This is a genomic window from Sandaracinaceae bacterium, assembly GCA_020633055.1.
GTDB lineage: Bacteria > Myxococcota_A > Polyangia > Polyangiales > Houyiibacteriaceae > JADJJE01.
This window is the reverse complement of the sequence record JACKEJ010000005.1, coordinates 507,035-533,235: the sequence shown is the minus strand read 5'-3', so window position 1 is coordinate 533,235 and position 26,201 is coordinate 507,035. Positions and strand designations below refer to the sequence as shown.

Sequence of the window (26,201 nt, the reverse complement as noted above, 5' to 3'; positions counted from 1 at the left end):
CGTGCGTGGTACACCCGGGAGGTGATGCAGGCAGCGGCGTGCGCGTTTCATGCGGAGAGGGAGGCCCTCGGCGTCTGCGTCGCGTGCCGCGCGCGCGTTTGCGCGGAGTGCACGACGAAGGTCGAGGGCATCAACTTCTGCGTCCGCTGTTTGGCGGCTCGTGCCCGTGCGGAGGCCGTCCCGCAGGGTTCGCCCGCCGACACGTCGGTGCCAACGCGGCTCGCGATCGCCATCATCGCCGGGGTTTGCTTGTGGGCGCTGCTGTGGGCGCTGCTGAAGCTCGGGTTTCCGGAGGCGGCGTGAACGCGCTCGACTGGATCGACCGAGCGTTCGTGCTGCTGCGGATGGCTGGGCGGCGCCTGTTCGCGCGTTGTGTGCTCGGCGCGGCTCCCCTCGCTCTGGTGTGTGTCTTCGCGTTCTATCTGGAGCGCGTCGAGGGGATACGCAGCGCCCGCGCGGGCGTCGCCTGGGCGCTCACGCTGGCTTGGTGGTTCCGCAGCTACGCCCACGCGCAGAGTGGCGCGGTCCTCTTGAGCGCCCTCGGAGGCGAGCACTCGCCGCCCAAACCACTGGACACGCTCCGGGTGGGCGGCGTGGCCGGGATCCTGCTCGTCTTCTCGCTCTTCCCTGCCGCGGGCCTCGCGCGCCTGGGTGGACCAGGGCTGCTGTTCGGTCTCGGATTCGCGGTGCCCGTGGGAGCTCTGGCCCCCGCGTGGCTGCTCATCGCGGCGGAGCCGGCGGACGGTGTGCCTCGCACGTGGTGGGCTGCTGCGCGCGCCGGCGCGGGCTTGCGGGGCAGCGCGCTGCTGCTCCACGTGTGCCTCTTCCTGGGCACCGTGCTCTTGTTTCTGAACGCCGTCGCGGTGGTCGGCATGACGCTCGCCGGGCTGCAGGGCCTCCTTGGGCTCGAGGTTTCGGCCATCGGCGCGTTCATGTCGTTCGAGAACGACTTCGCCCTGCTGGCGACCGCAGCCCTCGTCCTCCTCCTCGTGGAACCCGTGCGCGTGGCGCTCGCCGCCGTCGCAGTCCTCCACGCGCGCGCGCGACGTGATGGGGCGGATCTGCGGACAACGCTCTTGGCGCTCAGCGCGTCTTCCGCGCCAGCGCGGCCCCGGGCGCGCGAGGCCGCGCTCCTGCTGCTGCTCGGCGCGGCACTCACGCTCCCGCGCGGCGCACTCGCCCAGCTGGCGACGGACGACGAGAACGCCGGGGCGGTCGCTGAGACCGTCGATGCCCCTGATGTGGGGCAACGGACCCCCACCGAGTCCGAGTTCGACGACGAGGCTCGCTCGGAGGCCGGAGGGGCGACGCTGGGTCCCGCCCCGTCCCTCTCGGCAGCGGATCAAGTGACCGAGCGCGAGCTCGCGCGCATCCTGTCCGGCTCCGAGTTCCGGGAGTTCGAAGATGCACCCATGGCCGGCGGACCTCAGGGCAGAGTCGACTGGTTGACGCGCCTGTTGGACGCGCTCGAGCGGTGGCTTCGCTCCCTTCGTGCGTCGGCTCCCGAGGGGTCCGACGCGAACACGCCAATGCCCGTGCCACCAACATGGGCGTTCGTGGCGTTGGCCGTGACCCTCCTGCTCGCGGTGGTCGCGTTTCTGTTGCTCAGCTGGCGTCGCGAGCGTCGCGCGCGCTCCGACGTCGCGAGCCCCCTCGGCGCGTCGGACGACCCCCGTGAGCGTGCGCCTGGGGACCACCTCGACGACGCGGGTCGCCTGGCGGCCGAGGGGCACTATCGCCTTGCGTTTCGAGCGCTGTACCTCGCGACGCTGGTCGCGTTGGACCGCTCTGGCGAGATCGACTTCGACCCTGCACGCACCAACTGGCACTACCTGCGCCGCATGGGTAGCGGCAGTCGCGCCGACGCGTTCCGCACGTTCACGGCCCTGTTCGATCGCACGTGGTACGGCGACGAGCCGACGTCCCGACCAGAGTACGAGCGCGGCCGCTCCCTGGCGACCACACTGACCCTGCCGCGGCGCGATGATGCAGAGCGGCGTGGGTCTGCCGAGGAGGGGGCGTGACCCGCGTCCTGATGCGCGCGTTGGTAGCCGTCCTCGTGGTCCTGGGGCTCGGGCTCTCTGGGCTCATGTGCGCGCGCGTCGCCGACCGTGGTCGCTACGCCGCTCCGTTGTCCACCTACAGCGCCGGTCCGGACGGGGCGCGGGCCGTGTACGATCTCATTGCCAGCCACGGGCGCCCGGTGCAACGCTGGGTTGAAGACCTCTGGGCGCTGCCCCCGGACGGCGCCCTCGTAGCGCTCGGGGGATGCGAGGCGGCGCTGCATCGTCCCCTCTCCCGGTACGAAGCGGAGAGGCTTCACGAGTGGGTCAGCGCGGGAGGCACGCTGATGGTGTTCGGCGCACACGACTACCTCCCGACCGACTTTCCGATCCGGCTACAACGCGCGTCGGGTGTCTGCGGTCCTCCTGATCTGGCCGAGGTCCTCGGCGAGCTACAGCGAGGGGCACCCTCGCAGTCGGAGCCGCCGGCCGTCGAACCTCCCGAACCAGGCGGCGCCGATCCCGAGTCGGCGGATGCCGACGCCGCGCGGCTGCAGGAGGCCGAGAGCAAGGAGCTCGACCCTTGGTATCTCGCGACCGGTGCGGACGGTGAGGCGGTGTACGGGGCGGTCGCGAACGAAGGTCCCTTGTCCGACCTCGGGGGCGTCCCGATGAGTCGCCCGGCGCGCCTGGTGCGGGGAGACCTCCGAGACAACGCAGACGTGCAAGTGCTCGCTGGCTTCGGAGGACGTGACGCCGTTCTGGCACTCGAGCTGGGACAGGGTCACGTCATCCTCGTCGCGTCTGCGAGCATGCTCGCCAACGAGCGCGTCCTGTCGCAGCATGGCGGCGTGCTCATCAGCCGCCTGGTCGACGCGTACGCGCCCGCGGGGGCGCCGGTGGTCTTCGACGAGTACCACCTTGGGACCGGGGGTACGCGCTCGCTCGTTCGTTACTTGCGGCAAGTCGGGGTGAGCGTCGTCCTGCTGCAGCTCCTGTTCCTCGGCGCGCTCTGGCTGCTCCGCTCGGGTCGTCCCCTGGGTGAGCTGGAGGAGCCTGCCTCACAGCCGCCCGGCGGCACCGTCTCGTACGTCGCGGCAACCAGCGCTCTCTACGCACGCTCGGCGGACCGTGGCGGCGTCCTTCGGGTGCTCCTCGTCCGCGCGCTCGACCGGGTGGCAACCCATCAGCGCATCCACGCGCGCCGCCCCGAGCAGGTGGTCGGTCAGCTACGCGCGCTGGGCCGGCATCAGGCGGCGGACGCCACAGAAGCTCTGCTCCAGCTCTTCGCCGAGCCCGTGACCAGCGAGAAGGCCCTCCTCACGTTGACTCAGCGCGTCGACATCCTGGTTGCTCGTGCCTGTGCGCCGGATGTACTCCCGGCGCTGGCCCGGCCCACCCCGTCACCGTCCCCACCCACCCTCGAAGCGCCCACGTCATGACCGACCTCGACCTCGAATCCCTCCCCGCCAGCAACGTCCCTGCGGCCTTCGACGTGCGCCCGGTCGTGCAGCTCCGAGAGGCCATCGCCGCGGAGGTGAGCAAGGTGGTTGTCGGTCAGGAGGAGGCCATCGACGCGATGATGATTGCCCTGCTGGCCCGCGGACACGTGTTGCTCGAGGGCGTGCCGGGGACCGCCAAGACGCTCATGGTCCGGACGCTCGCCGCGTCGGTCGGCCTGCAGTTCGGGCGCATCCAGTTCACGCCCGACCTCATGCCCAGCGACATCCTCGGCACACACGTGTTCGACCTACAGTCGGGAGCCTTCCGCATGACGAAGGGTCCGATCTTCGCTCAGCTGCTGCTGGCCGACGAGATCAACCGTGCGCCGGCCAAGACCCAGAGCGCGTTGCTCGAGGCCATGCAGGAGAGGCAGGTCTCCATCGACGGGGAGCGCCACGATCTCGGGACGCACTTCACGGTCTTCGCCACACAGAACCCGGTCGAGCAGGAGGGCACCTACCCGCTGCCCGAAGCCCAGCTCGACCGCTTCTTGCTCAAGATCCAGGTGGGCTACCCCAGCGCCGAGGAGGAAGACCGCATTCTGGCGGCGGCGACGGCAGCGGTCGGCTCCGAGGACGTCGTGCAGAGCGGCGTGAGGCCCGTCGCTACGCCCGCGATGCTGGACAGCGCGCGGGCGCTCGGTGCTCTCGTGCGCGTGGAGGAGCCAGTGCGTCGCTATGTGCGCGACCTGATCCGAGCCACGCGCGGCAGCTCCATGGTGCTGCTGGGCGCGGGGCCGCGCGCTGGCGTGCACCTGATGGTCGCCGCGCGCTGGGCCGCTGTGTTGGAGGGACGAGACTTCGTCACGCCGGACGACGTGGTTCGGATGCTTCCCTCCGTCATCGCGCATCGCCTGGTCTTGTCCCCCGACGTCGAGCTCGACGGGCTGGATGGTCATGCGGTGCTGCGTCGCATCGCGACGACGGTGGACGTACCACGGTGAACCTCGCCTGGACGGCACAGCGCACCGCGACGGATGCCCTACACGACGATGCCTTCGACGCGCCGACCGGGTCGCGTGGAGCATCGGCGCGGCAGGGGGGCCTGCCGGGCCGACGCCTGCTGTGGCTCGCCGCTCTCGGGCTGCCCCTCGCTGCGCTCGATGGAGGATCTGGGCTCGGGTTGTGGCTGGTCGTCGCGTACGATGGGCTGCTGCTGCTGGGAGCTTGGCTGGAGGCGCGGCGCCTGCGCCGTTGCGTTCCGCGCGTGTCGCGCCATGTGCTGGACCGCCTAGTGAGCGGCCGTGACGCCCGCGCCGAGCTCGTGGTTCACAACCCGCACCCGACGCTCGTGCGTGTCCGGCTCCGCGACACGCCCCCGAGCGAGCTGACCGTGGCGCCTGCCGAGCTGTCGCTGGTCCTTCCCCCGTACGGGCGTACACGCGCGCCGTACACGCTCGTACCGACGCGTCGGGGAAGCTACACCCTCGGGGATGTCTACCTCCACCTAGAGGGCCCGCTCGGGCTCGGAGCCCTCCGTGTCCGCGCGCCCGCGGCCTCCCCGGTGCGGGTCTACCCCGACGTCCTCGGCACCCGTGGCGACGAGCTGCAGCTGCGGCTCCGAGACCAGCAGCACGCGGGCAACCGACAGGTCCGACAGCTGGGCGGAGGCGGTGAGTTCGCCCAGCTGCGCGAGTACGTCGCCGGCGACCCGTTCCGCGACCTCGATTGGAAGTCGACCGCCAAGCGCCGACGACCCGTGACGCGCGTCCTGCAGCACGAGCGCAGCCAGACCATTGTCCTGGGCCTGGACGTCGGGCGCATGATGGCCGCGCGTATGGACGAGCACGCGGGTCGCGCGGGTCTGACGAAGCTCGACCACGCCCTTCACGCTGCGCTGATGCTGGCGTGGTTCGCGCTGCGTCAGGGCGACCAAGTGGGGCTCGTCATCTTCGGCGCGGGCGTCTCGAGGTACGTGCCGCCGGGTCGTGGGGCAGGGCACTATGCGCGGCTGCTCGAGGCGAGCTTCGACGTGGAGGCGCAGTCGACGTTTGTCGATTTTCGTTCACTTGTGTCGTTTGTGCGAACACGCGTGAGAAAGCGCGCGCTTGTCGTACTGTTCAGCGACCTGTTGGACGAGGAGCACGCCATGCCCCTCGCCGAATGCGCCGCGGTCCTGCGGCAGAAGCATCTCCCCCTGTGCGTGACCCTGGAAGAGCCTCTAGCGACCCGGCTGGCCGACGCCCCGGCGACCAACACGAGCGAGGTCTACGCGCGGGCGGCGGCGGCGGACCTGCTGACGGACCGGGAGCGGGTGAAGGCGCACCTCGCGAAGAGCGGCGTGGGGCTGGTGGAGGCGTCGGCTTCGGAGCTGGCGCTGTCGACCGTGCGCCGCTATCTGGAGATCAAGGCCAAGCACGCACTATGACCACGCTCACGAGTCTCGCGGAACCCAGCGCGCTGTTCATCAATCGAGAGCTGTCCTGGCTCGAGTTCAACCAGCGCGTGCTCGACGAGGCCAGCGATCCCAGCGTACCCCTGCTGGAGCGCCTGAAGTTCCTGGGCATCTGCGCGAGCAACCTCGACGAGTTCTTCATGGTGCGGGTGGCAGGCCTCCTCGAGCAGCGCGCCGAGCACATCTCGAGCGGCAGCCCCGACGGGCTCACGGCCCGCCAGCAGATCACCGCCATCGCCGCGCGCGTGGCGCGCCTGATGAGCGACATGAGCCAAGTGTTCATCGACCAGCTCGAGCCCGCGCTTCGGGAGCATGGCGTGATGCGCGTGGACCCGCGCGAGCTGGAGGGCGAGGAGCAGCGCTGGCTGCGGGAGTACTTCGACACGCAGGTCTACCCCGTCCTGACGCCCCTCGCGCTCGATCCCGGGCACCCCTTCCCGCACATGCGCAACAAGGACCTCCAGTTGATCGTCATGCTGGCGGGCGAGCGCGTCGGGGAGCCAGCCTTCGCGCTGCTGCAGGTGCCGCCGGTGCTCCCTCGCGTCGTCGCCTTGCCCACCGCCGACCCGGAGCAGGCTGGCAAGCGCGTCGTCTTGCTGGAGCAGCTGGTGGCGCAGCACGCGAACGAGCTGTTCCGCGGGTTCCGCAGCCTGGGCGCGTGGCCTTTCCGGGTGCTGCGCAACTTCGACCTCTCCATCGACGAGGAGGAGGCGGAGGACCTGCTGGACGTCATTACCGAAGAGGTGCGGCGCCGCGACCGCGGGAACGCGGTGACCCTCAGCGTCGCCCACGACTGCCCGGAACAGGCGCTCTCGCTGCTGACGGACGCCATGGAGCTGGACCCGGACTTCGTCATCCCGAGCGTGGCGCCGCTGGCGCTCGAGGAGTTGGTGGAGTTGGGCCGTCCGCTGCGCGGGATGCGCGAGCTGCGCGACCCCCCGGCCAACGGTGTCCAAGTGGCGGCCCTCAGCGAAGGAGACCCCTTCGACACCATCTCGCGTGGCGACGTGCTCTTGCACCACCCGTACGAGAGCTTCGACCCCGTCGTGGAGCTGCTCGAGCGCGCCGCGCGCGACCCCGACGTGCTGGCCATCAAGCAGACCCTCTACCGCACCAGCGGCGACAGCCCCGTGGTGGCTGCGCTCGTACGCGCCGCCGAGCAGGGCAAGCACGTCGTCGCGCTGGTGGAGATCAAGGCGCGCTTCGACGAAGAGAACAACATCCACTGGGCCGGCAAGCTCGAGCAGGCGGGGGTGCACGTGGTCTACGGCTTGGTCGGCCTCAAGACGCACTGCAAGGTCATGCTCATCGTGCGGCGCGAGAGCGGCAAGCTGCGGCGCTACGTGCACTTGGGCACGGGCAACTACAACCCGCACACGGCGCGCCTCTACACCGACCTCAGCCTCTTCACGGCCCGCGACGCGTTCGGCGAGGACGCCACCTCGCTGTTCAACCTGCTCACCTCGTGCACCGGCCCCGAGGAGTGGAAACGACTGGTGGTCGCGCCGCTCGGCCTGCACGAGCGGATCCTCGGCCTGATCATGCGGGAGGCGCAGCTGGCGCGTGAGGGCAAGCGCGCGCGCATCATCGCCAAGATGAACTCGCTGGTGGACCCGGAGGTGATCTTGGCGCTCTACCGTGCGTCCCAGGCGGGCGTCCAGATCGACCTCATCGTGCGAGGCATCTGCTGTCTCCGCCCGGGTGTGCCGCAGCTGAGCGAGAACATCCGCGTGCGCAGCGTCATCGACCGCTTCCTCGAGCACAGCCGCGTCTTCGCGTTCGAGGCGGGCGGCGCGCAGGAGGTCTACGCGAGCAGCGCCGACTGGATGCCGCGCAACTTCCAGCGGCGCGTGGAGGTGATGTTTCCCTTCGAGGACGAGAAGCTGAAGCGCCGCATCCTGGACCGCGTGCTCGGTCTCGCCCTGCGGGACGACACCAAGGCACACGAGCTGCAAGCCGATGGCTCGTACCGGCGCGTCGTCGGCGAAGGGGCCTGCCGCAGTCAGGCCGACCTGCAGCGCGCAGCGCTCGAGTCGGCTCGTCGCGTCGACGCCGAGCGCCGGGAGGAGCGCCCGTTCTTCGTCCGGCCCGTGCGCATCCGACCCACCAAGCACGCCGTCCCCTCGCAGACCATGCCCCCACCCGTGGCGGCCGCAGCGCCAGTGGTGCAGGACCCGGCGGACGTGCCAGCCCCTCCGCCCGTGTTGGTGGATGTGTCGGCCCCGCCCCCCGCGTCAGCTCCGACCGTGTTCGCTCCGAGCTCGGTCACGGACGACGCGCCGCCTGCGGCCCGCGACTGATACGCGACCGGCGCGCGGCATGGCAGCCGGTCTCGAGCCGCTCCTGCCTCTCGCTGGTAGCCAGAGCGCCCTCTTGCCGCCCGGTTCGGTCCCAGGACCGCCGATGTTCTGCTCACTGTGCAGCGTGGGAGCCGCGGTCGCTGATGCGACGGAGAGGGCCGTTCGAGAGCGGGGCTGTCAGGCGTCAACCGCCGCGACGCAGCTCGCGCACTCCCCGTCCAGTCTTCTCGCGCAGCAAGGTGCGGAGGGTGACACCGTCGTGATAGCCAACCGCCTCGGCGATCTCGTCCACGCTGAGGTCCGTGGTTCGCAGGAGGTGGGTCGCTTGCTCCACGCGCAGGTCGCGCACGAAGGCGATGGGCGTGCGCCCCAGCACGTCGCGGAGCCTGCGCTGGAGGGTGCGCTCGCTGGCGCCTATGGCGTGCGCAGCGTCGCTCATCGAGAAGTCGCGGAGGTGCGCGCGCGTCCACCGCTCGAAGCGCTCGACGATGGGGTCCGCATGGGAGAGGTGGTCGATGAGTGCATACGCCGTCTGGGTCGGCCTATCGTCCACGAGCAGGTACCGGCTCACGAGCTGCGCGAGCGCCGGGCTGGACTGGCGCACGAGCCACAGCGCGAGGTCCACGTGGGCGAGTGCCGCGCCTGCCGTGAGGTAGGCCCCGTCTTCGACGACCATCTTCGACTCCTCGAGTCGCACCTCGTCGAAGCGCTGGCGAAAGTCTGCGGAGAGCCACCACGTGGTCGTCGCCACGCGCCCATCCAGGAGCCCCGTCTTGGCGAGCACGTACGTGCCCGTGCACGCTGCCGCGATGCGCGCACCGTCCTTCGAAGCCTGCTTGATCGCATCGCTGGCGTCGCGCACATCGCGTCGTTCGAGAGCTCTCCCGAGGGTGTCTGGGGTCTTCTCTCCGAGCGCCGGAACCAGGACGACATCTGGGGTCGGGGCGCGCACGAGCGACACCGTGGGGACTGTCAGCCCCTGCATCGTGCGCACTCGTCGCCGCACCGAAGTCACCGTGACCTCGAACGGCGCGGCCTCACCCGCCGCAGGTGCCAGCTCGTTGGCGAGCGCGAAGGTGTCGAGCGTGGCCGTGAGCCCAGTGTCGAACATTCCTTCGAGGACGACGACAGAGATGTTCATGGCGTGAAACATACCATTGATGTCGAATACGACAATACCCAGTCCGGCGCCCGCACCCTACGTTGACCCGGTCGCCGCCAGTGTGGCGGTTCATCGACCAAAGGAGACAACGTGCTGACTCATTCCCTCATCGTCCGACTCACCGCCAAGCCCGACCGCGCCGACGAGGTCGCCGCCTTCCTCGCGGGGGCCCAACCGCTCGCCGTCGCGGAAGACTTCACGCCCGTGTGGTTCGCGTTCCGGGCCGACGAGACCACCTTCTACATCGTCGATGCCTTCGCCAGCGAGTCCGCTCGGACTCGTCACCTGGAGGGCGCCATCGCCGCCGCATTGATGGCCAAGGCCGACGATCTGCTCGCGACCCCGCCGGTCATCGAGCGCGCGTCGGTCCTCGGCGCGAAGGTCACCGTCTAGCAGGCTGCAGAGCCCTGGGAGGCGCGGACGGGACCCACGGCGGGACCCGCCCGCGCCACCGGCCCCACGCCAGGACTTGTCCCCACCGCCGTAGCGACGCCTTCGCGCTCAACCCTTGCGCTTCTCCGCGACGTGCGCCGCGAAGCTATCCGCCTTGGGGCCTGCCGGAGCCGCAGGCTTGCCCCGCTCGCGCTTGTCCTCCGGACCATCATCCAAGGCGAGCAGGAAGCGCGACATCAACCCGTCGATCATCAGGTCGCGCTCGTGCTCGGCGAACTGCCCCGCGCGGAACTCGCTCAGGACGCGCTCGTGCTCCGTGCGGCAGCCCCCCACCAGCTCACGGATGCGCTCCTGCTTGGCCCACACGCGGTCGTGGTTCTTCGCGTAGGCCGCGACCAACGACACGAGGGACGCGCCCGTGAGCAACACCCCGATGGGCCCCCCGAGGAAGATGCGCAGCAGCACCGTGATGGCTGCGACGCCCGCAGCGCCTCGCAGCGCCTTGCGACCGGTCTCGATGTCCAGCGTCTTGTCGAGGGCCACGCCCCATGCCTCGCGGGTGGCGAACAGGAGGGCGAGGAAGGTGACCCGACTGGCTCCGCGCCGCTCCCAGTACTGCGTGATGGCGCTGCGCAGGAAGCCCTGGAACGTCGCGTAGGGCGAGTGATCGACTGACATCGAGTTCGCAGTGTAGTGCCTTTGCGCCGAAGTACACGCCGGCGTGGCTTGATGCATGCGTTATCCTACGCGGCGATGCGACGTCTCCTTGCTTCCCGTGCCCGCCTGTTCGTGGTGTGGCTTACCTTGCCTGTGTCGACCGGCGCGCTCGTGGGCGCTTGCGGTGGGGGCTGTGGTGGGGCTGCTCCGACGACCGAGACGGGGGGGGAGGGCCCTCGCGAGGGGGCCGAGGTGCGCGCCGACGCCATCCCCCTTCCGAGCATGCCGGACGCGCCGGCCGAGGACGCGAGCGCGGCGCGTACGCCTCCCACTCTGAACACCGTGGAGGAGGCGAACCAGGCACTCACGGAGGGCTTCTACGGCGCCGTCGCGGAGCGCCTCGACGCGCTCTCGGGGCCACCTGCAGCGCGTGCGCTGCTCGCGGCTCGTCTCGCGCTCGCCACAGGCCGCTACGACGACGCCGTGTCGCAGGCGCGTGAGGCCGCGCGGGACACAGGGTTGCGTGAACAGGCCGTCATGCTCGAGGCCGAGGCTCACTTCGCACGCGGTCGCCTGGACGATGTCGACCGGCTACTCGGCGCGTTGCCCGCCACCCACGACCGCGCGTCGCTGTACTTGGCCCGCGCGGCCGAGCGCCGTGGCCGCACGGTGGAGGCAGGGACCTTCTACCGGCGCATCATCCAGGGCTACAACTCGGACCGCATCACCTCCCGCGACGCCGAGGGGCTGGCGTACGTCGGCAGCGCGGCGCACGCGCTGGGGAGTCCCCGCGACGCCAACACCGCGTTCCAAGAGTCGGTCACGGCCGACCGTCAGCGGGTGGAGACGCAGCTCGAGTGGGCGCGCCTGTTCCTCGACAAGTACGACGCGGGGCACGCCGAGGAGTGCGTACGCGACGCGCTGCGCGTGAACCCGGAGCACCCGGTGGCGCACGCTCTCTACGCGCGCATCCGGATGGTCCAGAACTACAACTTCGTCGAGGCCGAGCGGCACCTCGAGCGCGCGCTGGCGGTGAACCCCAACCTGGCGATGGCGAGGGTCACGCGCGCCGGGCTGTCGCTCTACGACCTCGACGTCGCCGCGACCGACCGCGAGCTCGCCGCGGTGGTCGCGCAGGACCCGAGCGACCTGGAGGCGCTCAGCGTGCGTGCAGCGGGGCGCCTGCTGGCCGACGACACGGCGGGCTTCGAGGCCGCCAAGCGTGAGGTGCTGCGACGGCACCCCACGTACAGCCAGCTCTTCACCATCATCGCGGAGTACGCCGAGTGGGAGCACCGCTACCCCGCCATCGTCGCGATGTCGCGTGAGGCCATCGCGCTCAACCCGCGGGACGCCGTGGCGCAAGCCACGCTGGGCATCAACCTGCTGCGCATGGGCGACGAGGAAACGGGGCTGACGGCGCTGCGCGAGGCGTGGCGGCGCGACCGCTACAACGTCCAGGTCTTCAACATCCTGAACCTGTACGACGACGTCATCCCGCAGCAGTACGGGAGCTTCGAGCAGGCCCCCTTCCGCTTCCGCATGCATCAGGAGGAGCGCCCCGTTCTCGAGCGCTATGTGCCGCGGCACCTGAGCGCGGCGTACGCCGACATGGTGCGGCGCTACGGCTTCACCCCGGATGGTCCGCTCGCCATGGAGCTCTACGCCGACGTGCAGCACTTCTCGCTGCGCACCACGGGCCTCCCGAACTTGGGGGTCCAGGGCGTGTGCTTTGGCAAGGTGGTGACCGCCATCTCCCCGCGCGGCGGGCCCTTCAACTGGGGCCAGATCACCTGGCACGAGCTGGCGCACGTGTTCCACATCCAGCTCAGCCACAACCACGTGCCGCGCTGGTTCACCGAGGGGCTGGCCGAGTACGAGACCATCGTGGCGCGGCCCGAGTGGCGACGCGAGATGGATCACGACCTGCACGCTGCCATCGTGGCCGACCGCCTGCCGGCCATCGTGGACATGAACCGCGCGTTCACGCACGCCCGGACCGGCCAGGACATGATGGTGGCGTACTACGCCAGCTCGCAGATGGTGGTCTTCATCGCCGAGCGCTTCGGCTTCGCGCGCATCCCGCGCATGCTGCGCGCGTGGGGCGAGGGCAAGACCACGGCCGAGGTGATCCAGCAGGTGCTGGGCGTCTCCGCCGCCGAGCTGGACACCCAGTTCCGCGCACACACCCGCACGCGCCTCGCCGCGCTCGACGGGCAGTTCAACGTCGACATGTCGGCCTACACGGACCTCGAGGCGCTCCAACAGGCCTCCGCCGCCGCGCCGAACGACGCGGGCGCCCTGGCCCGGCTAGCGGCCGCCCGGTTGATCCACGGCGACAGCCAGCAGGCCACCGCGGACCTGGCGCGCGCGCTCACGCTGGACCCGAACGAGCCCGTGGCGCTGTACCTCACCGCGCGCCTTGCGCTGGCGCAGGAGCGGCTGCCCGAGGCGCGCGCCGCGCTGGAGAAGATCGTCACTTCGGGTCGCGACGGCTTCGACCTGCGCCTGCTGCTCGGTCGCGCTGCGCTGGCGGCCGAGGACGTCGCGGGGGCCCGCGCCCACCTCGAAGCGGCGACGCGGCTTCAGCCCTGGCGCTCGACCGCATGGCTCGGGCTGTTCGAGATCGGGACGCAGAGCGAGGACGCCGACCTGCGGCGACGGGCGCTCGCGCGCCTGGTCGACCTCGAGGAGCACGATCGCGAGCTGCACGCACAGGCACTCGACCTCGCCATAGACGAGCGCCGCTTCGAGGATGCGGTGCGCTTCGGTGAGCGCAGCCTGATGGTAGACCCCGCGCGGGTGGAGGCTCACCTCGCCCTGGCCGGCGCTCTCGGCGAGCGCGCCCAACATGAAGGAGCGCTCTACGAGTACGACACGGCGCTTCTGCTCTCGCCTGCGGCGCCTGCGCACGTGCAGCTCGCGCGGGCGCGGCACCTGATGGCGCTCGGGCGTCGGGCCGACGCGCAGGCCGCCGTCGATGAAGCGATGCGCCTCGACCCCACCACAGCCGAGGACGCTGCGGCCATCCTCGCGGGCCCCGGCCAGGGAGGCGCGGCCGCGCAGCGCTGATGCGGCCCAGCGAACGATCCCGCGCCCCCGCCCAGCCGCCGCCGCGGCTCTCGATTCCCACGCGCATCTTCTTGGGCTTCGCGCTCGTGCTCACGGCCTTCGGTGCGGTCGCGGTGTTCAGCCTCACCCAGCACGCCCGCACCGTACGCACGCTCGGCCTCCTGAACGAGGGTCTCTTGCCGCTGGCGTTGACGCTCGGTGAGGCGAAGGCGACCCAAGCCGTGTTCGCCACGCTGCTCAACCAGATCGAGAGCGAAGACGCCGTCTCTCGCCGTGGGTGGCTGAACGCCGCGCGTGCCGTTCGACCCGCCACGCTGCGCCGAGCCTTCCACGGGCTCGAGCGGGCCGAGCGGCTAGCCCGCGGAGACGCTGGCGCCGAGGCGCTCGGGAGGGTGAGAACCTCGCTCGACAACGTCGAGGCGGCCTATCGCGCGAGCGACACGGACTACGAGGCGCTCGAGCTCGCGCACAGCCGGGGCGACCGCCCTGGGGCGGAACGCATGCTGCGCTCGATGCGCCTGCGTGAGCGCGACGTGCAGCGCCACTACCGCGATGGATGGCGTGAGCTCCAGGAGGCCATCGCGAGCATCAGCGCCATCGCCGCCGAGCACGAGCGCCGCGCGAGCATCGTGCTCGGTGTGCTCGTGCTCCTCGCGCTCAGCCTCGGCGTGCTCGTGACGTGGTGGTCGCAGCGCATCCTCAAGCCCATCCCGGCCTTGCACCAGCGCGTCGAAGCGGTGGCTCGCGGTGACCTCAGCACGACGCTCGATCTGGGTGGCGACGACGAGCTCGGACGCCTCGCGGCGGCGTTCGACCGCATGGTGCAAGCCCTCTCGCGCCGTGACGCGAGCCTGCGCGAGCTGCAGCAGATGCAGCGCGAGATCGTGGAGGGGCTGCGTGCTGCCGTGGTCGTCATCGGAAGCGACGGCGTCGTGCGCATCGCGAACCCGGCCGCCACGGATCTGTTGGGGGTCCGTGGTGAGGAGCGCGCCGCCACCAGCGGTCTCGCCGAGGTACCCGGCTTGCTGGACGCCGTGGGGACGGTTCGGGACAGCGACCAACGGGTGACCCTCGCCAGGGTCGCCGTTGCGCGCGGCAAGCGACAGGCCACGCTGGACGTCGCGCTCGCCCCGTTCGGCCGCGCGGATGACGGCACCGCGCTCGGATCGGTGTTGGTCGTGCTCGAGGACGTCACGGACGAGCTCGCGACCGCGGCCCGCCTGATCCAGACGGAGCGCCTCGCGGCCATCGGGCGCATGGCGGCGCACGTCACTCACGAAGTGCGCAACCCGCTCTCGAGCATCGGGCTGAACGTCGAGCTGCTCGAGGAGGAGCTCGCGGACGCCGGGCCCGAGGCCTCCGCGCTGCTGCGCTCGGTGCAGCAGGAGGTCGACCGCCTGACGGGTATCACGGAGCAATACCTGCGGCTCTCGCGCGTGCCGCGCCCGCAGTTGGAGAGCGGCGACCTCGGAGGGCTCGTGCGCGACATCGCCGCTTTCATGGCCGAAGAGATGCGCGCCCACAGGGCCACGTTGGTCCTCGAGCTGGACGAGCCGCTCCCGCGGGTCGCGCTCGACACGGGCCAGCTGCGCCAAGCGCTCCTGAACCTGCTGCGCAACGCGCGTGAGGCGATGCCCGGCGGGGGGGCGGTGCACGTCACGGTGCGCTCGGAGGAGAGCGGCGTGCGACTGACCGTGCGGGATCACGGTGAGGGCATCAGCGACGAGGTACGGGAGCGCATCTTCGACATGTTCTACACCACGAAGGAGCGCGGAACGGGCTTGGGGCTACCACTCACGCAGCAGATCGTCATGGCGCATGGCGGCTCCATCGCGTGCGTGCGCCCCGAGGGCGGCGGCACGGCCTTCGAGCTATGGTTCCCGCATGAGTGACTCCAACGCTGTGCGTCCCGATGGGCGCGGCCCTGAAGACCTACGCGCAGTGGTCGTCGAGACCGGCTTCCAGCGCAACCCCGAAGGCTCCGTGCTCTACCGCTGCGGAGGAACGACCGTGCTGGTGGCCGCGTCCGTCGCGGAGGGTGTGCCACCCTTCATGCAGAACGCGCGGGGCGGCTGGCTGACGGCCGAGTATGCCATGCACCCGCGCGCCAGCGCTCGTCGCCAGCGGCGAGATGGGCGCGGGGGAGGCGGCATCGATGGACGCAGCGCCGAGATCCAACGACTGATCGGCCGCTCTCTGCGCGCCGCCGTGCGCCTCGACCAGATCGGCCCGCGGACGATCACCGTGGACTGCGACGTGCTCGAGAGTGATGGCGGTACGCGCACGGCCTCGGTGACCGCGGGCTACATCGGCGTGGCCCTGGCGCTCGACGCGCTCCGCAAGCGCGCGTTGCTGGGTGGCGGCGTGCTGCGAGAGCCTGTCGCCGCGGTGAGCGTGGGCTGGGCCGCGGGACGGGCGCTGCTCGACGTCTGCTACGAGGAGGACCGCGATGCCGAGATGGACCTCAACGTGGTGGGTACGCGCAGCGGAGCCATCATCGAGGTGCAGGGGACGGCGGAGGCGAGTCCCATCCCCCGCGAGCGCTTCGACGCCATGCTCTCCCTCGGACTCGGCAGCATGCCGGCCCTGATGGCGCGCCAGCGCACCGCCCTCGAGCGAGCCGGCGTCGACTTGGACGCGTTGCTCAGAACGTGAGCTGGATGCCCAGACCGCCCATCGAAGGGACCAGCTGCACTTCGAGCTCCGGCTCGTGGGCGTAAGGGTCACTCGGCTGGGGCGCTACGTAGCGGCCCCAGCACGAGCCCCCGCGCGCCTCCGTCCACGCCCGCGTAGCCCAGGATGGGGCGGTCAGGATGCGCAGCTCGTTCACGAGCATCCCGCCCAGGTACGCCTGCGCGGCCACGAAGCGGTTGTCGAACTTCACGCTGAGCGTCGTGCCCCACGTCAGGCCCCACACGATCGCCGTGGCGTGTGACAGCGCGCCGTGGATGATCCGGTCGGAATTGGCCGCCGTCTCCAACGCCCGGAGCGCGTAGCGGAGGCGCTCCCGGCGCTGTTCGGGGGTGTCGTCGGGCATTCGCGCGATGCGACGGCGAGCCCAAACGCCGGGCATGGGTAGGGCAGTCATCTGCAGCATGGCCGAGGCCGCGCCTACCCCGCTGATGTAGGCGTTCCAGCGCTGCGCGCCGTCCACGCGAGGGCCGATCACGGCGAACTCCGCGATGGCGAAGCCTGCGAAGAGGCTCGCCCAGCCGATGCGGAACACCCGTGTGTGCCGCTCGTGTGCCCGGAACCGTTCGCTCAACGCGCGCGTGCGCCGTACGACCTCGGCGTCGTCCAGCTCGTCGATGCAGTGCAGCGCATCCTGCGCCGACACCGTCGCTGGCGCGACGAGCAGCGCCACACTCAGCAACGCAAGCGCAGCCGCCACGATGCGCGGACGCATGTCGGACACGGCCCGTGCCGTCGGCGACTGCGTGCGAGTCATGTCCCTTCCGTCGGCCCGCGCGAGGCTTTGGCGCGCGCTCGGAAGCGGGCCGCGTAGCCCTCCTTGTTCTGCTGCCGCGTGCGTGCGACGGCCAGCGCGTCCGCCGGGACGTCACGCGTGACGGTCGTGCCGCTGGCCACGTAGGCGCCTTCGCCCACGGTGACGGGCGCTACGAGCTGGCTGTCGCTGCCGATGAACACGTTGTCTTCGAGCGTGGTGGTGTGCTTCCGTACGCCATCGTAGTTGCAGAAGATCGTGCCGGCGCCGATGTTGACGTTCTTGCCGATCACACCGTCGCCCACGTAGCTGAGGTGGTTGACCTTGGAGCCGTCGCCCAGTCGCGTCTTCTTCGTCTCCGAGAAGTTGCCCACCTTCGCCTTGCGGCCCAGCTCGGTCGCCGGACGCAGGTGCGTGAAGGGTCCCACCGAGGCCTCTTCGCCGATGACACTCTCGGTCGCCACGGTGTAGGGCAGCACCTCGGCCCCCGCGCGGACGACCACGTCCGTGAGCACGGCGCCGACGTCCACGCGCGCGCCCGCCTCGATGACGCATCGCCCGCGTAGGTGGACTTGGGGCTCGAGGATGGCTGACGGCGCGACCTCGCAGTCGGCGTCCACGTACAGCGTGCGCAGGTCGCGCACGGCCACACCGCTCCGCGCCAGCTGCGCCGCGATGCGCTGCCGCCTCTCCTCGGCGCATAGCGCGAGCTCGTAGCGGTCGTTCACCCCGCGTAGGTCCGCCATGTCCCATGGCAGGTCCGCCACGCCGCCTTCGCGCGCCGCCTGGGCCACCACGTCCGTGAGATAGAGTTCGCCCTGTGCGTTGTCGTCCTGCAGCCGCGCGATGGCGTCGCGCAGGAAGGGCGCGCGCACGGCGTAGACCCCTGGGTTCACCTCTTGGATGAGCGCCTCCTCGGGTGAGCAGTCGCGCTGCTCGCGGATGGCGCAGACCTGCCCCGCAGCGTCGCGCACGATGCGACCGTAGCCGGTGGGTTGGTCGAGGTGCGACGTGAGCATGGCCAGCGCTGGGCCCTCCGCCGGTAGCGCCTCCATCAGCGCGCGCACGCTCTCGGTCGGGATGAGCGGGCAGTCGCCGTAGAGGATCAACACGTTCCCGTCGAACTCCGCGAGGGCCGCTGCGGCCATGGCGCACTGGACAGCGTGCCCCGTGCCCCGCTGCTCGGCCTGCAGCGCCGACGTGACGCGGTCCCCGAAGCGCTCTTCGAGGGTTGATTCCACCTGCTCGCGTCCGTGGCCCACGACGGCCACGCAGCGCGTCACGCCCGCGTCGAACGCCGCGCCGATGGCGTAGGCGACCAGCGGTCGGCCTGCGATGGTGTGCAGCACCTTGGGCAAGGGGCTCTTCATGCGGGTGCCCTGCCCAGCGGCGAGCACGATGGCGACCCAGTCGGACTTCATGGCGTGGCTCACGTTCTTCCCCGTTCCCCTGCGTGTGCAGGTTCGTGATGTCTCAGGCGGCCGTGGTGGTCAGGTGCGCGGCGACGCGTGCGAGCGCCGCGAGGTCGTGGACGTCTTCTTCGAACGCGGGCACCTCGACGAACGCCACGCCGTCGCCGGCCTTGGTGTTGCGGATGTGGTTGCGAAGCCGGTCGGACTCGATGCGGTCGGCCACGGCCTGCAGACGCTCGTCCTGGAGGGCCTGGAGCATGCGTTCGACGGTGTCCGCCGCGTCGAGGCCTGGCAGGTGTGGGGCCAGCTCGCGCACCAGCGCCTCGTCACTCTCGCTGGGCTCTGCCAGCAGCTCGTGGACCGCGTTGATGACCACCGCGTCGCGGCGCATGCCCGCCTCGGCCAGCTTGTCGCTGAAGTACGTCGCCTCGCGGATGGCCATGGGGCTCGGGCTGGTCACCACCACGAACGCGACCTCGGGGCTACGCAGCGCGTTGCTGACCTCGGTGGCGTGTTGGCGGAACCCGCCGAAGAGGTCGTTGATGCCGGTCACGAAGCCGGCCACCTCCTCCAGGAACTCGATGCCCGTGAACTTGGCCAGGCCCTTGATGAGCACGGTGGAGGCGCGCCCCACGAGGTTCATGCCGAAGCCCCCCTTTCCGGGCTCCGTGGCCTGGATGAACCAGCGCACGGCCGGCGAGTCGATGGCGTCGATCAGGCGTTCGGGTGCGGTCAGGAAGTCCAGCGCGTTGCTGGTGGGCGGCGTGTCGAGGACGATCAGGTCCCAGTTGGACTCTTTGCGCACGGCGTGGAGCTTCTCCATCGCCATGTACTCCTGGGTCCCTGCGAGCGAGCCCGCCACGTACTGGTAGATGCGGTTGGTCAGGATGCGGTCGCGCGCCTCCGGGCTGCTGGCGTGGGTGCGCACCAGCTCGTCGAAGGTCGACTTGGTGTCCAGCATCATGGCGGCCAGCTGCCCACCGGCAGGCAGGGGCAGATCGTTCTCCGCGAAGAGCCGCGCGGGCACTTCCTGTTCGCTGGTGGTCATCTCGTCCAGCCCGAGGCTGTTGGCCAGGCGCCGCGCCGGATCGATGGTGAGGCAGAGGACGCGCTTGCCCTGCATGGCGGCGTGCACCGAGAGCGCGGCGGCCGTGGTGGTCTTGCCGACGCCGCCGCTGCCCACGGTGACCACGACGCGATTGCTCTCTAGGACGGTTGCCAGGCTCATGGTCGTCTGCGTGCTTCCTGTACTTCCGGGTCGTTCCTGGGCGCGCTCGGTGATGGCATGGCGCGCCAGCGCGCGGCTTGGTGGCCTTCCCTCGTCCAGGGACGCGCGGGGGGCCCGTGGTGATATCGCACGCGAGGCCCCTTGTCGATCACCCAGGGCGAGTGCGGCTCGAGGGGCACGTCTGGAATTTGTCCCCCGCGTCGTCGTTGACTACAGTTGCCTACATGTCGCACAAATACTCACGTGCGCGGAGGCAGGTACTGCATGTGGATGCTCCAGGAACGACGTCAGCAACGAACCAACGAGCGTGACGCCGCGCTGCGCTATCAGCTCGAGCACAGTCGCGCCCGCGGTGGCCTCGAAGCGCTGGTGCTGGCGGATCAACAGGGGATGGTCGTGGCGAGCGCCGGTGCGGCCGAGGTGTGCGAGGAGCTCGGGGCCATCGCCCCGCTCATGACGCGCTCGGTCATGGGCATGCCTCTGCCGCCGCTGCTGCGGGGGGGCGAGGTCGTCGTGCGGCCGCTGCGCCTGTACGGGCAGGATCTGTACCTGGCGTGCATCGGCGGCGGCGTGGCGCGTGACGCGCTGATGAGCAACTCGGTGACCGGCGTCCAACGCATCCTGTCAGCGAACTGACGCGCAGCGTTCGGCGCGAGCGTCCGGGTTCAGCGGGTCGCAACCAGCTGTGCCAGGGCCCGCGGCCGCGTGACGCAGTCGGCGAGCGTCACGGGATCGAGCGCCGCGAGGAAGGCCTCCTGCGCGGCGCCCAGCGCGCCCCGCAGTCCGCACCCGCGCGTGATCGTGCACGCACCCTCGTCCACGAAGCACGGCACCAGGTCGCTGGGCTCGAGCGCGCGCACCACCGCTCCGACACGGATCGATGCAGCGTCGCGCCCGAGCGAGAGGCCCCCGTCGCGCCCGCGTCGGCTCTCGACGAACCCGTGACGCGCGAGCGCCTGAGCGACCTTCGCGAGGTGGTGTGCGCTGATGTCCAGGGCCTCGGCCATGACCTGTACCGACACGCACGAGGTCCCGCGCTCGGCCGCGACCGCCAAGTACATCAGGCTGCGCAGCCCGTAGTCCGTGAACGAGGTCAGCCGCATACGCGCGCCGGCTCCGAGAACATGGCGGCGCTGAGCCTCGCGGCGATGCGGCGCGCGCGGGTCAGCACGGCCTCCGCCACATCTGGCTCGTACACCTCGAGCAGCGTGGCCTCGAACAGCGCGAGCCAGCGCTCGAAGTCCTCTGGGGCCACGCCAGACAGCTCTCGGTGCTTCTGCATGGGGTTGCCCATGAAGCCCGGCGCAGCGAGCAGGATCGCGCTCCAGAAGTGAACCATTCGCGCCAGGTGCGGCTCCCACGCAACGATCCGGGAGGCGAAGATCGGCGCGAGCACGGGATCCTGCTGCACACGTCCGTAGAAGGCGCGCACGAAGCGTTCGATCGATGCCGCGTCGACGTACGACGCCGGGGTCTCGACCGCGCGCGGGGTGAGCCAGCGGGAAGCGCCTTCCGCCGTGCTCGCGCGGTAGGTCGGTGAGCCCCAGCGTGTGCGCGCCACCTCGGTCACGGTGTGTAGCTCCTCGTCCAGGAGGACCCTCTCGCCCAGGTGGTGCTCGACTCGCTCGTGCATGCGCTGCTCCTCGTCGTGGTTGAATGGGTATCTAAAATACCAAATAGTGCCCCTGCGCGATGGCGTCAAGCGGGGGGACGCCGACGTGTCGCGCTCGTGAGCGTCCCGTGGCGTTGGGTCAGTTGCTGGAGCGCTCGCGGCGCAGCACCGCGGCCTCGGCTTCTCGCATGAGCCGCTGGGCGCCCCGCTCGATCAGGCCCTCCGCGACCTCACGCCCCAAGGCGCGGGCTTCTTCGCAGCGCGCTTCGTGGGTGCGCCCTTCCAGGTAGATCTCGCTGCTCCCACTCAGCGTCTCGTCGTGCTCGATGCCTCCGACGAACCCGTCGAGGCGCATGCGCCCTGAGACCTCGTCAAGCAGGGCGTGCCCGGCCATGGGGACGCGGCAGCTGCCGCTGAGGCTGCGCAACAGCGCGCGCTCGGCCTCGGTGGTCAGCCGGGTGGTCGCGTGTTCGAGTGGCGCGAGGAGGTCGCGCAGCGCTTGGTTGTCCGCGCGCGCCTCGATCGCGAGGGTACCCTGGCCAACGGCGGGCAGGCACAGCTCGCGCTCGAGGAGCTGATGGGGCCGCGCGTCGAGCAGGTTCAGTCGGCGCAGCCCCGACGCGGCCAGGACGATGGCGTCGAACTCGCCGGCATCGAGCTTGGCGAGGCGAGTCTCCACGTTCCCACGCAGCGTGGCGTAGTGCAGGTCGGGGCGCTGGACGCGGAGCTGAGCCACGCGCCGCAGGGAGGTGGTCCCGACGCGCGCCGCCGCCGTGAGCGACATCAGGTCCGTGCCGTCACGCGTGAGCAGCACGTCGCGCGGGTCCTCGCGCTCCGGCAAGCAGATGAGCGCCATTCCGTCCGCCAGCTCGACGTCACCCGGCACGTCCTTCAGCGAGTGGACCGCGAAGTCGGCCTCACCACGCGAGACGCACGCCTCCACCTCGGAGATGAACAGGCCCTTCCCCCCGATCGCGGCGAGTGGACGGTCCGTCACGCGGTCGCCCAGCGTAGTGACGTGTACTTCCTCCACGGTGACGTGCGGGTGCAGCGCGGTCAGCTGCGACGTGAAGGCGCGCATCTGGGTCAGCGCCAGGTTGCTGCGGCGGGTGGCGACGCGGAGTCTCATGCGCGGTGGGTCTTTCGAGGGGTCAGCGGGGGGGCGCCTGCGGGCTCGCGGCCGGATCGTGGGGCGTCGTGGACGGAGGCGGTGTCGCCGACGGGGGAGGCCGTGTTCGCGTCGGCATCCGGTGGTGACGCGCCCTGCACATCCAGTCGGAAGAGCAAGCGCGTGGCCGCGATGAGCTGCTCGCCCTCGGGTTGCGATGCGCTGGCCTTGAGGTTCGTGAGCGCAGGGTGTAGCAGCTTGTTGACGATGGCCTCGCTCATGGCCTTGAGCGCGCGCTCGTCTTCGACGCCTTGAGCCGACAGGCGCGGCAACGTCCGCGCGACCTCGTCGCGCACCACCTGTTGGAAGTAGCCGCGCAGCTCCACGATGGTCGGGGTCAGGGCGAGCGTGCGGCGCCACGCCTCGAACTCGGCGACCTCCGCGCGCACGATGGCCTCGGCGGACTCTGCCTCCTGGCGGCGCTGGGCCAAGCCCTCGTCGGCGACCTTCTGGAGGTCGTCCACGTCGTAGAGGAAGACGTTGTCCATGTCCGCGACGCGCGGGTCCACGTCCCGCGGCACGGCGATGTCGATGATGAACAGCGGCCTGTGACGGCGAGCGCGACACACCTCTTTCATGAGGTCGCGGGTGAGCACGAAGCGGTCGGACGAGGTCGACGAGATCACGACGTCGGCCTGGACCAGCTCGCTCTGCAGCAGCTCGTAGTCGCGCGCTTCACCGCCGCAGGACGCAGCGAGGGCGTCGGCCTTCTCGCGGCTGCGGTTGATCACGACCAGCCGTGCCCCCGTGGCGCCGAGGCTGCGCGCAGCGGTCTCGCCCATCACGCCCGCACCGAGCAGGAGCGCGCGGCGGCCGCGCAGGTCGCCGAAGATCTTCTGGGCCAGCTCCGCGGCTACCGAGCTGATGCTCACCGTTCCCTCGGCGATGCGCGTCTCGGTACGCACGCGCTTCGCCACAGCGAACGCTCGCGTGAAGCAGCGCCCCAGCAGCATGCCCACGGTCCCGGCGTCGTTGGCGAGCTCGAAGGCCGTCTTCACCTGCCCGAGGATCTGGGGCTCGCCGACCACCAGGGAGTCCAGGCTGGCGGCTACCCGGAAGGCGTGCTGCGTCGCGTCGGCCCCGCGGTGCTGGTAGAGGCAGCTGAGCACTCCGTCTCCGGCGCGCGCATGGAAGTGGGCGCGGGCCTGCTCCATGGCGCGGTGGGGCTCGGACGCGTGCGCGTACAGCTCCACGCGGTTGCAGGTGGAGAGCAGCAGCGCCTCGTGCAGACCGGCCTCCGTCACGAGGCTCTGGAGCTCGGCGGGCACGTGGGCGTCGTCGGTGGCCAGGCGCTCGCGTACCTCTACGGGCGCCGTGTGGTGCGAGAGCCCGACGATGATCAGGTCCCCGCTCATGAGGCGACGCTCCCAGCGCGTAGTGCGTAGAAGGCGAGCACGCTGACCGCACACAGGAAGCCCACGATGGTCCCGAGGGCGGCTCGCCGTCCGCGCCAGCCGGACATGACACGCAGGCCCAGGATGGAGGCGAACACCCACCACGTCGCGATGCCCATGAGTGGGGCCGGGGCGAGCATGACTTGGCTCGCGTGCTCGCGGACCACCCACAGCGCTCCCGTCACGACGCCGATGGTGAGCAGCGAGAAGCCGACGAGCGAGGCCCTGAAGCTCAGCGAGTCCAGCACGTCGAGCGCGGGGAGCCGCTGGAACACTCCGCCGAGCTCCTTGCGACGCAACAGCCGCTCCTGGAGCACGTATGCGAGCGCGGCGCCGAACGCGAGGGCGAAGGCGCTGACACCGAGCACGTTGACCGCCACGTGGAACGGGAGCAGCCGCGAGCGAACCTCGGGGGAGACCGAGTCCACGCTGTGTCCCAGCCCCGATGCGAGGAAGAAGAGCAGCGTGACTGGCGTGATGAACGCACCCAGCACGGTCACCGGGCGCCGAAGCGTCGACGCCAGGAAAACGGCCACGATGGCGAACGACACCAGCGACAGCACGCGGTAGATGTCCGTGAAGGAGGTGTGCCCCGCCGCGATGTCACTGACGAGGTAGGCGACGTGCAGGCCCACCGCGGCTCCCAGAGCCGCGTTCGTGGCGCGCGTCAGTCCAGCGCGCCCGCGCGTGAGGTGCGCCAGGTACAGCGCGCACGCGATGCCGTACAGGACGGCGGTAGTGATGAAGAGGCCGGAGATGAGCATCGCAGACGAGGTCTTGCGGCCGCGACGGGGCGCCCACAGGTGCAGAGAGTGTAAGGCCGATTGCGCATGCGCGCCCGTCAGGGCGACTGGATCGCGGGCGCTGGGCTCTGGCCTTCGCGCTCGAGGTTCTCGATGTGCTCCCGAACGCGCTCGTGCTGGTCTTGCTCTGCGCGCCACTGTCGGAACAGCGCGAAGGCGAGGCTCGCCGCGACGATGACCACGGCCGCCACCAGCGTCGGGACCAGGATGTTGCGCTTCGGCTTCCGCGGTCCGGACCGCGTCGCGGCCTCCGCGGCCGCTGCCTGCGCGCCCGCGGGGACCCGCGTGATCAGGGTCGAGGCCCCTCGGCGCGTGCGCTGTGCGCCGGCGGGAGGCGCGATGTCCGCGTACGCGATCTTCATGGTGGCCTGGTCGCGAGGCAGCACGAGCTCGTCGCTGCTGTCTTCCCGCGGGGCGCGTTCGCCATCGTCGCCGCCAGCGTCTGCCAGCGCCGAGTGCTCGCGCCCGCGCGCGTCCTCGAGGGCGCTGCGCCCGTGAGCCGTGCGCGCAACGCTTGGTGCGGGTTGGATGTCGGCGACCTTGACTTGACGGGTCTTGGCCTCTTCCTCGAGCTCGGGTGGGTCACTCTCGCGGGCCGCCAGCGCCGGGTTGCTCACGAAGTCGTCGAGGTCGGCGTCACCAGAGTCCATGATCTGCACCTCTTCGAGGGTGAGCTGGACGCTTCCGCTCTGTTCCGGAGACGCGAGGGCGGCGTTGGGGTGGCGCACCACTGCGGTCGGTTCGGCCACCTCGTCGCCGTCGTCTTCGTCGGGGTCGAGCTCGAGCATGGAGCCGCTCACGACCTCGCGCACCGGCGCGATGGTGCCTGCTTGCTTCGCCAGCGCATCCAGCAGAGGCGTGAGCGAAGGGGGACGACGCCGCGGGTGGGCAGCGATGAGCTTCGCGATCTCGTCGCCGACACCACCGAGGCGCGCGGGCACGGTGGCTCCGGGCTCGCTGGCGCGGTCGCCGGTGAGCGCCTGCAGGGCGAGCTGTCCGGCGCCGTAGAGGTCGGCGGACTCCCGCGCGACCCCGGTGAGCACCTCGGGCGCGAATTCTCGGCGCAGCCTGTCGTGGGCGCGCAGCACGGTGGCCAGGGCGCGGGGAGGCGCTGCTGCCACCAGGAACGGACCCGTCAGCTGGACCTTGCCCGTGGTGTCCACGAAGACGCGCTCGAGGCGCACCTCGCCGTGGTGCCGACCCGCGCACGAGGCGAGCGCGTCCGACAGCTGCGCCATGATGGGCAAGAGCTCGTCGGCGTTCATGCGTGCTTCACTGCGGTCCAACAGCATGGCGGCGAGGGACGTCCCCGCGGATCGGTTCGACACCACGAACAGCGTGGTGCCCTGATGTACGTCGACGGCGCGTAGGCCGGCCAGGTGGGGTCCTCGCGCGCCCACGAGCGAGGTCAGGCGCGCCATGTAGGCAGCGGCCGTGTCCGCGTCCGGACATAGCGCAGGGCTGGCCAGGCGCACCCACACGAGGCCGTCGTCTTCATGGTCACGGCACTCGTAGATCGCGCTCAGGGGGTCTTGGTCGAGCTGGCGAATGACCTCGTAGCGCTCGCCGATGACCGACCCCGGACGGAGGGGGGCGTGGCCTTGCGGGGTGCTTTCTTGCGTGGTGCCGCCGTGCAACTGCGTGACCTGGTGATG

At 70.7% G+C, this 26,201-nt stretch carries 22 protein-coding genes; 11 read left to right on the top strand and 11 right to left on the bottom strand.

The features are described from left to right. Nucleotides 1-21: 21 nt before the first annotated feature. From H6726_07055 to ppk1, 6 genes are read left to right on the top strand one after another with little or no spacing between them, the layout of a single operon-like run. Nucleotides 22-303, top strand: coding sequence for a hypothetical protein (locus H6726_07055; protein MCB9657397.1), 282 nt, complete (start codon nucleotides 22-24; stop codon nucleotides 301-303). After that, the gene (locus H6726_07050) at nucleotides 300-2,024 is read left to right on the top strand and encodes a DUF4129 domain-containing protein (GenBank protein ID MCB9657396.1); all 1,725 of its coding nucleotides are present in this window, start codon (nucleotides 300-302) and stop codon (nucleotides 2,022-2,024) included. Before H6726_07055 ends, H6726_07050 begins: the two co-directional genes overlap by 4 nt. Continuing rightward, a complete protein-coding gene (locus tag H6726_07045) occupies nucleotides 2,021-3,445 on the top strand; it encodes a DUF4350 domain-containing protein (GenBank protein ID MCB9657395.1) in 1,425 nt (474 codons plus the stop codon). Before H6726_07050 ends, H6726_07045 begins: the two co-directional genes overlap by 4 nt. Beyond that, the gene (locus tag H6726_07040; protein MCB9657394.1) at nucleotides 3,442-4,449 is read left to right on the top strand and encodes a MoxR family ATPase; all 1,008 of its coding nucleotides are present in this window, start codon (nucleotides 3,442-3,444) and stop codon (nucleotides 4,447-4,449) included. Before H6726_07045 ends, H6726_07040 begins: the two co-directional genes overlap by 4 nt. Beyond that, complete coding sequence (locus H6726_07035) at nucleotides 4,446-5,873, top strand: DUF58 domain-containing protein (protein MCB9657393.1); 1,428 nt, start codon at nucleotides 4,446-4,448, stop codon at nucleotides 5,871-5,873. Before H6726_07040 ends, H6726_07035 begins: the two co-directional genes overlap by 4 nt. Then, nucleotides 5,870-8,200 (top strand): polyphosphate kinase 1, encoded by a 2,331-nt coding sequence (ppk1, locus tag H6726_07030; protein MCB9657392.1) that lies wholly within the window; start codon nucleotides 5,870-5,872, stop codon nucleotides 8,198-8,200. Before H6726_07035 ends, ppk1 begins: the two co-directional genes overlap by 4 nt. Before the next feature lie 184 nt (nucleotides 8,201-8,384). Here the strand turns inward: ppk1 and H6726_07025 are convergent, their stop codons facing one another. After that, nucleotides 8,385-9,341, bottom strand: a complete 957-nt coding sequence (locus H6726_07025) for a helix-turn-helix domain-containing protein (GenBank protein ID MCB9657391.1) — start codon at nucleotides 9,339-9,341, stop codon at nucleotides 8,385-8,387. A 111-nt stretch (nucleotides 9,342-9,452) separates the two neighbouring features. Between H6726_07025 and H6726_07020 the strand changes: the two genes are divergently transcribed. Continuing rightward, entirely contained in the window at nucleotides 9,453-9,755 is a 303-nt protein-coding gene (locus tag H6726_07020; protein MCB9657390.1) for an antibiotic biosynthesis monooxygenase, read from the top strand. A 108-nt stretch (nucleotides 9,756-9,863) separates the two neighbouring features. Here H6726_07020 and H6726_07015 read toward each other — a convergent pair whose 3' ends face one another. Next, nucleotides 9,864-10,433 carry a hypothetical protein gene (locus tag H6726_07015; protein MCB9657389.1) on the bottom strand — a complete coding sequence of 190 codons (570 nt, stop codon included), beginning with the start codon at nucleotides 10,431-10,433 and terminating at the stop codon, nucleotides 9,864-9,866. Between the two features lie 75 nt (nucleotides 10,434-10,508). Here H6726_07015 and H6726_07010 point away from each other — a divergent pair, with 75 nt between their 5' ends. From H6726_07010 to rph, 3 genes are read left to right on the top strand one after another with little or no spacing between them, the layout of a single operon-like run. Continuing rightward, a complete protein-coding gene (locus tag H6726_07010; GenBank protein MCB9657388.1) occupies nucleotides 10,509-13,484 on the top strand; it encodes a tetratricopeptide repeat protein in 2,976 nt (991 codons plus the stop codon). Next, on the top strand, nucleotides 13,484-15,376 hold the full coding sequence (locus H6726_07005) for a HAMP domain-containing protein (protein ID MCB9657387.1): 1,893 nt from the start codon (nucleotides 13,484-13,486) through the stop codon (nucleotides 15,374-15,376). The genes H6726_07010 and H6726_07005 overlap by 1 nt, the downstream gene beginning before the upstream one ends. After that, nucleotides 15,369-16,139, top strand: coding sequence for a ribonuclease PH (rph, locus tag H6726_07000; protein ID MCB9657386.1), 771 nt, complete (start codon nucleotides 15,369-15,371; stop codon nucleotides 16,137-16,139). The genes H6726_07005 and rph overlap by 8 nt, the downstream gene beginning before the upstream one ends. Here the strand turns inward: rph and H6726_06995 are convergent. The 3 genes from H6726_06995 to H6726_06985 are packed head-to-tail and all read right to left on the bottom strand — an operon-like array spanning nucleotide 16,129 to nucleotide 19,569. After that, complete coding sequence (locus H6726_06995) at nucleotides 16,129-16,932, bottom strand: hypothetical protein (protein MCB9657385.1); 804 nt, start codon at nucleotides 16,930-16,932, stop codon at nucleotides 16,129-16,131. The genes rph and H6726_06995 overlap by 11 nt on opposite strands. Next, the gene (gene glmU, locus H6726_06990; GenBank protein ID MCB9657384.1) at nucleotides 16,929-18,350 is read right to left on the bottom strand and encodes a bifunctional UDP-N-acetylglucosamine diphosphorylase/glucosamine-1-phosphate N-acetyltransferase GlmU; all 1,422 of its coding nucleotides are present in this window, start codon (nucleotides 18,348-18,350) and stop codon (nucleotides 16,929-16,931) included. Before glmU ends, H6726_06995 begins: the two co-directional genes overlap by 4 nt. A gap of 52 nt (nucleotides 18,351-18,402) precedes the next feature. Then, the gene (locus tag H6726_06985) at nucleotides 18,403-19,569 is read right to left on the bottom strand and encodes an ArsA family ATPase (protein MCB9657383.1); all 1,167 of its coding nucleotides are present in this window, start codon (nucleotides 19,567-19,569) and stop codon (nucleotides 18,403-18,405) included. Between the two features lie 270 nt (nucleotides 19,570-19,839). On the opposite strand from H6726_06985, the gene H6726_06980 reads away from it, so the two are divergent. Then, a complete protein-coding gene (locus H6726_06980) occupies nucleotides 19,840-20,205 on the top strand; it encodes a hypothetical protein (GenBank protein ID MCB9657382.1) in 366 nt (121 codons plus the stop codon). A 29-nt stretch (nucleotides 20,206-20,234) separates the two neighbouring features. On the opposite strand, the gene H6726_06975 is transcribed toward H6726_06980, so the two are convergent. From H6726_06975 to H6726_06950, 6 genes are all read right to left on the bottom strand, one after another. Further along, a complete protein-coding gene (locus H6726_06975; protein MCB9657381.1) occupies nucleotides 20,235-20,672 on the bottom strand; it encodes an Rrf2 family transcriptional regulator in 438 nt (145 codons plus the stop codon). Continuing rightward, on the bottom strand, nucleotides 20,663-21,202 hold the full coding sequence (locus H6726_06970) for a group III truncated hemoglobin (protein MCB9657380.1): 540 nt from the start codon (nucleotides 21,200-21,202) through the stop codon (nucleotides 20,663-20,665). Before H6726_06970 ends, H6726_06975 begins: the two co-directional genes overlap by 10 nt. Before the next feature lie 118 nt (nucleotides 21,203-21,320). Next, the gene (gene hemC / locus H6726_06965) at nucleotides 21,321-22,310 is read right to left on the bottom strand and encodes a hydroxymethylbilane synthase (protein MCB9657379.1); all 990 of its coding nucleotides are present in this window, start codon (nucleotides 22,308-22,310) and stop codon (nucleotides 21,321-21,323) included. After that, nucleotides 22,307-23,704 (bottom strand): glutamyl-tRNA reductase, encoded by a 1,398-nt coding sequence (locus tag H6726_06960; GenBank protein ID MCB9657378.1) that lies wholly within the window; start codon nucleotides 23,702-23,704, stop codon nucleotides 22,307-22,309. Before H6726_06960 ends, hemC begins: the two co-directional genes overlap by 4 nt. Further along, the gene (gene ccsA / locus H6726_06955) at nucleotides 23,701-24,507 is read right to left on the bottom strand and encodes a cytochrome c biogenesis protein CcsA (protein ID MCB9657377.1); all 807 of its coding nucleotides are present in this window, start codon (nucleotides 24,505-24,507) and stop codon (nucleotides 23,701-23,703) included. Before ccsA ends, H6726_06960 begins: the two co-directional genes overlap by 4 nt. A gap of 77 nt (nucleotides 24,508-24,584) precedes the next feature. Beyond that, nucleotides 24,585-26,183 (bottom strand): hypothetical protein, encoded by a 1,599-nt coding sequence (locus H6726_06950; GenBank protein ID MCB9657376.1) that lies wholly within the window; start codon nucleotides 26,181-26,183, stop codon nucleotides 24,585-24,587. Nucleotides 26,184-26,201 lie beyond the last annotated feature (18 nt).

Excerpts from the sequence above, each read along its gene's own strand:
- H6726_07040 (MCB9657394.1), top strand. The coding sequence starts at position 3,442 with ATGACCGACCTCGACCTCGAATCCCTCCCCGCCAGCAACGTCCCTGCG.
- ppk1 (MCB9657392.1), top strand. The coding sequence starts at position 5,870 with ATGACCACGCTCACGAGTCTCGCGGAACCCAGCGCGCTGTTCATCAAT.
- H6726_07005 (MCB9657387.1), top strand. The coding sequence starts at position 13,484 with ATGCGGCCCAGCGAACGATCCCGCGCCCCCGCCCAGCCGCCGCCGCGG.
- H6726_06980 (MCB9657382.1), top strand. The coding sequence starts at position 19,840 with ATGCTCCAGGAACGACGTCAGCAACGAACCAACGAGCGTGACGCCGCG.
- H6726_06985 (MCB9657383.1), bottom strand. The coding sequence starts at position 19,569 with ATGAGCCTGGCAACCGTCCTAGAGAGCAATCGCGTCGTGGTCACCGTG.
- H6726_07015 (MCB9657389.1), bottom strand. The coding sequence starts at position 10,433 with ATGTCAGTCGATCACTCGCCCTACGCGACGTTCCAGGGCTTCCTGCGC.
- H6726_06995 (MCB9657385.1), bottom strand. The coding sequence starts at position 16,932 with ATGACTCGCACGCAGTCGCCGACGGCACGGGCCGTGTCCGACATGCGT.
- H6726_07025 (MCB9657391.1), bottom strand. The coding sequence starts at position 9,341 with ATGAACATCTCTGTCGTCGTCCTCGAAGGAATGTTCGACACTGGGCTC.
- H6726_06970 (MCB9657380.1), bottom strand. The coding sequence starts at position 21,202 with ATGCACGAGCGAGTCGAGCACCACCTGGGCGAGAGGGTCCTCCTGGAC.
- H6726_06960 (MCB9657378.1), bottom strand. The coding sequence starts at position 23,704 with ATGAGCGGGGACCTGATCATCGTCGGGCTCTCGCACCACACGGCGCCC.
- hemC (MCB9657379.1), bottom strand. The coding sequence starts at position 22,310 with ATGAGACTCCGCGTCGCCACCCGCCGCAGCAACCTGGCGCTGACCCAG.
- H6726_07010 (MCB9657388.1), top strand. The coding sequence starts at position 10,509 with ATGCGACGTCTCCTTGCTTCCCGTGCCCGCCTGTTCGTGGTGTGGCTT.
- ccsA (MCB9657377.1), bottom strand. The coding sequence starts at position 24,507 with ATGCTCATCTCCGGCCTCTTCATCACTACCGCCGTCCTGTACGGCATC.
- H6726_06975 (MCB9657381.1), bottom strand. The coding sequence starts at position 20,672 with ATGCGGCTGACCTCGTTCACGGACTACGGGCTGCGCAGCCTGATGTAC.
- glmU (MCB9657384.1), bottom strand. The coding sequence starts at position 18,350 with ATGAAGTCCGACTGGGTCGCCATCGTGCTCGCCGCTGGGCAGGGCACC.
- rph (MCB9657386.1), top strand. The coding sequence starts at position 15,369 with ATGAGTGACTCCAACGCTGTGCGTCCCGATGGGCGCGGCCCTGAAGAC.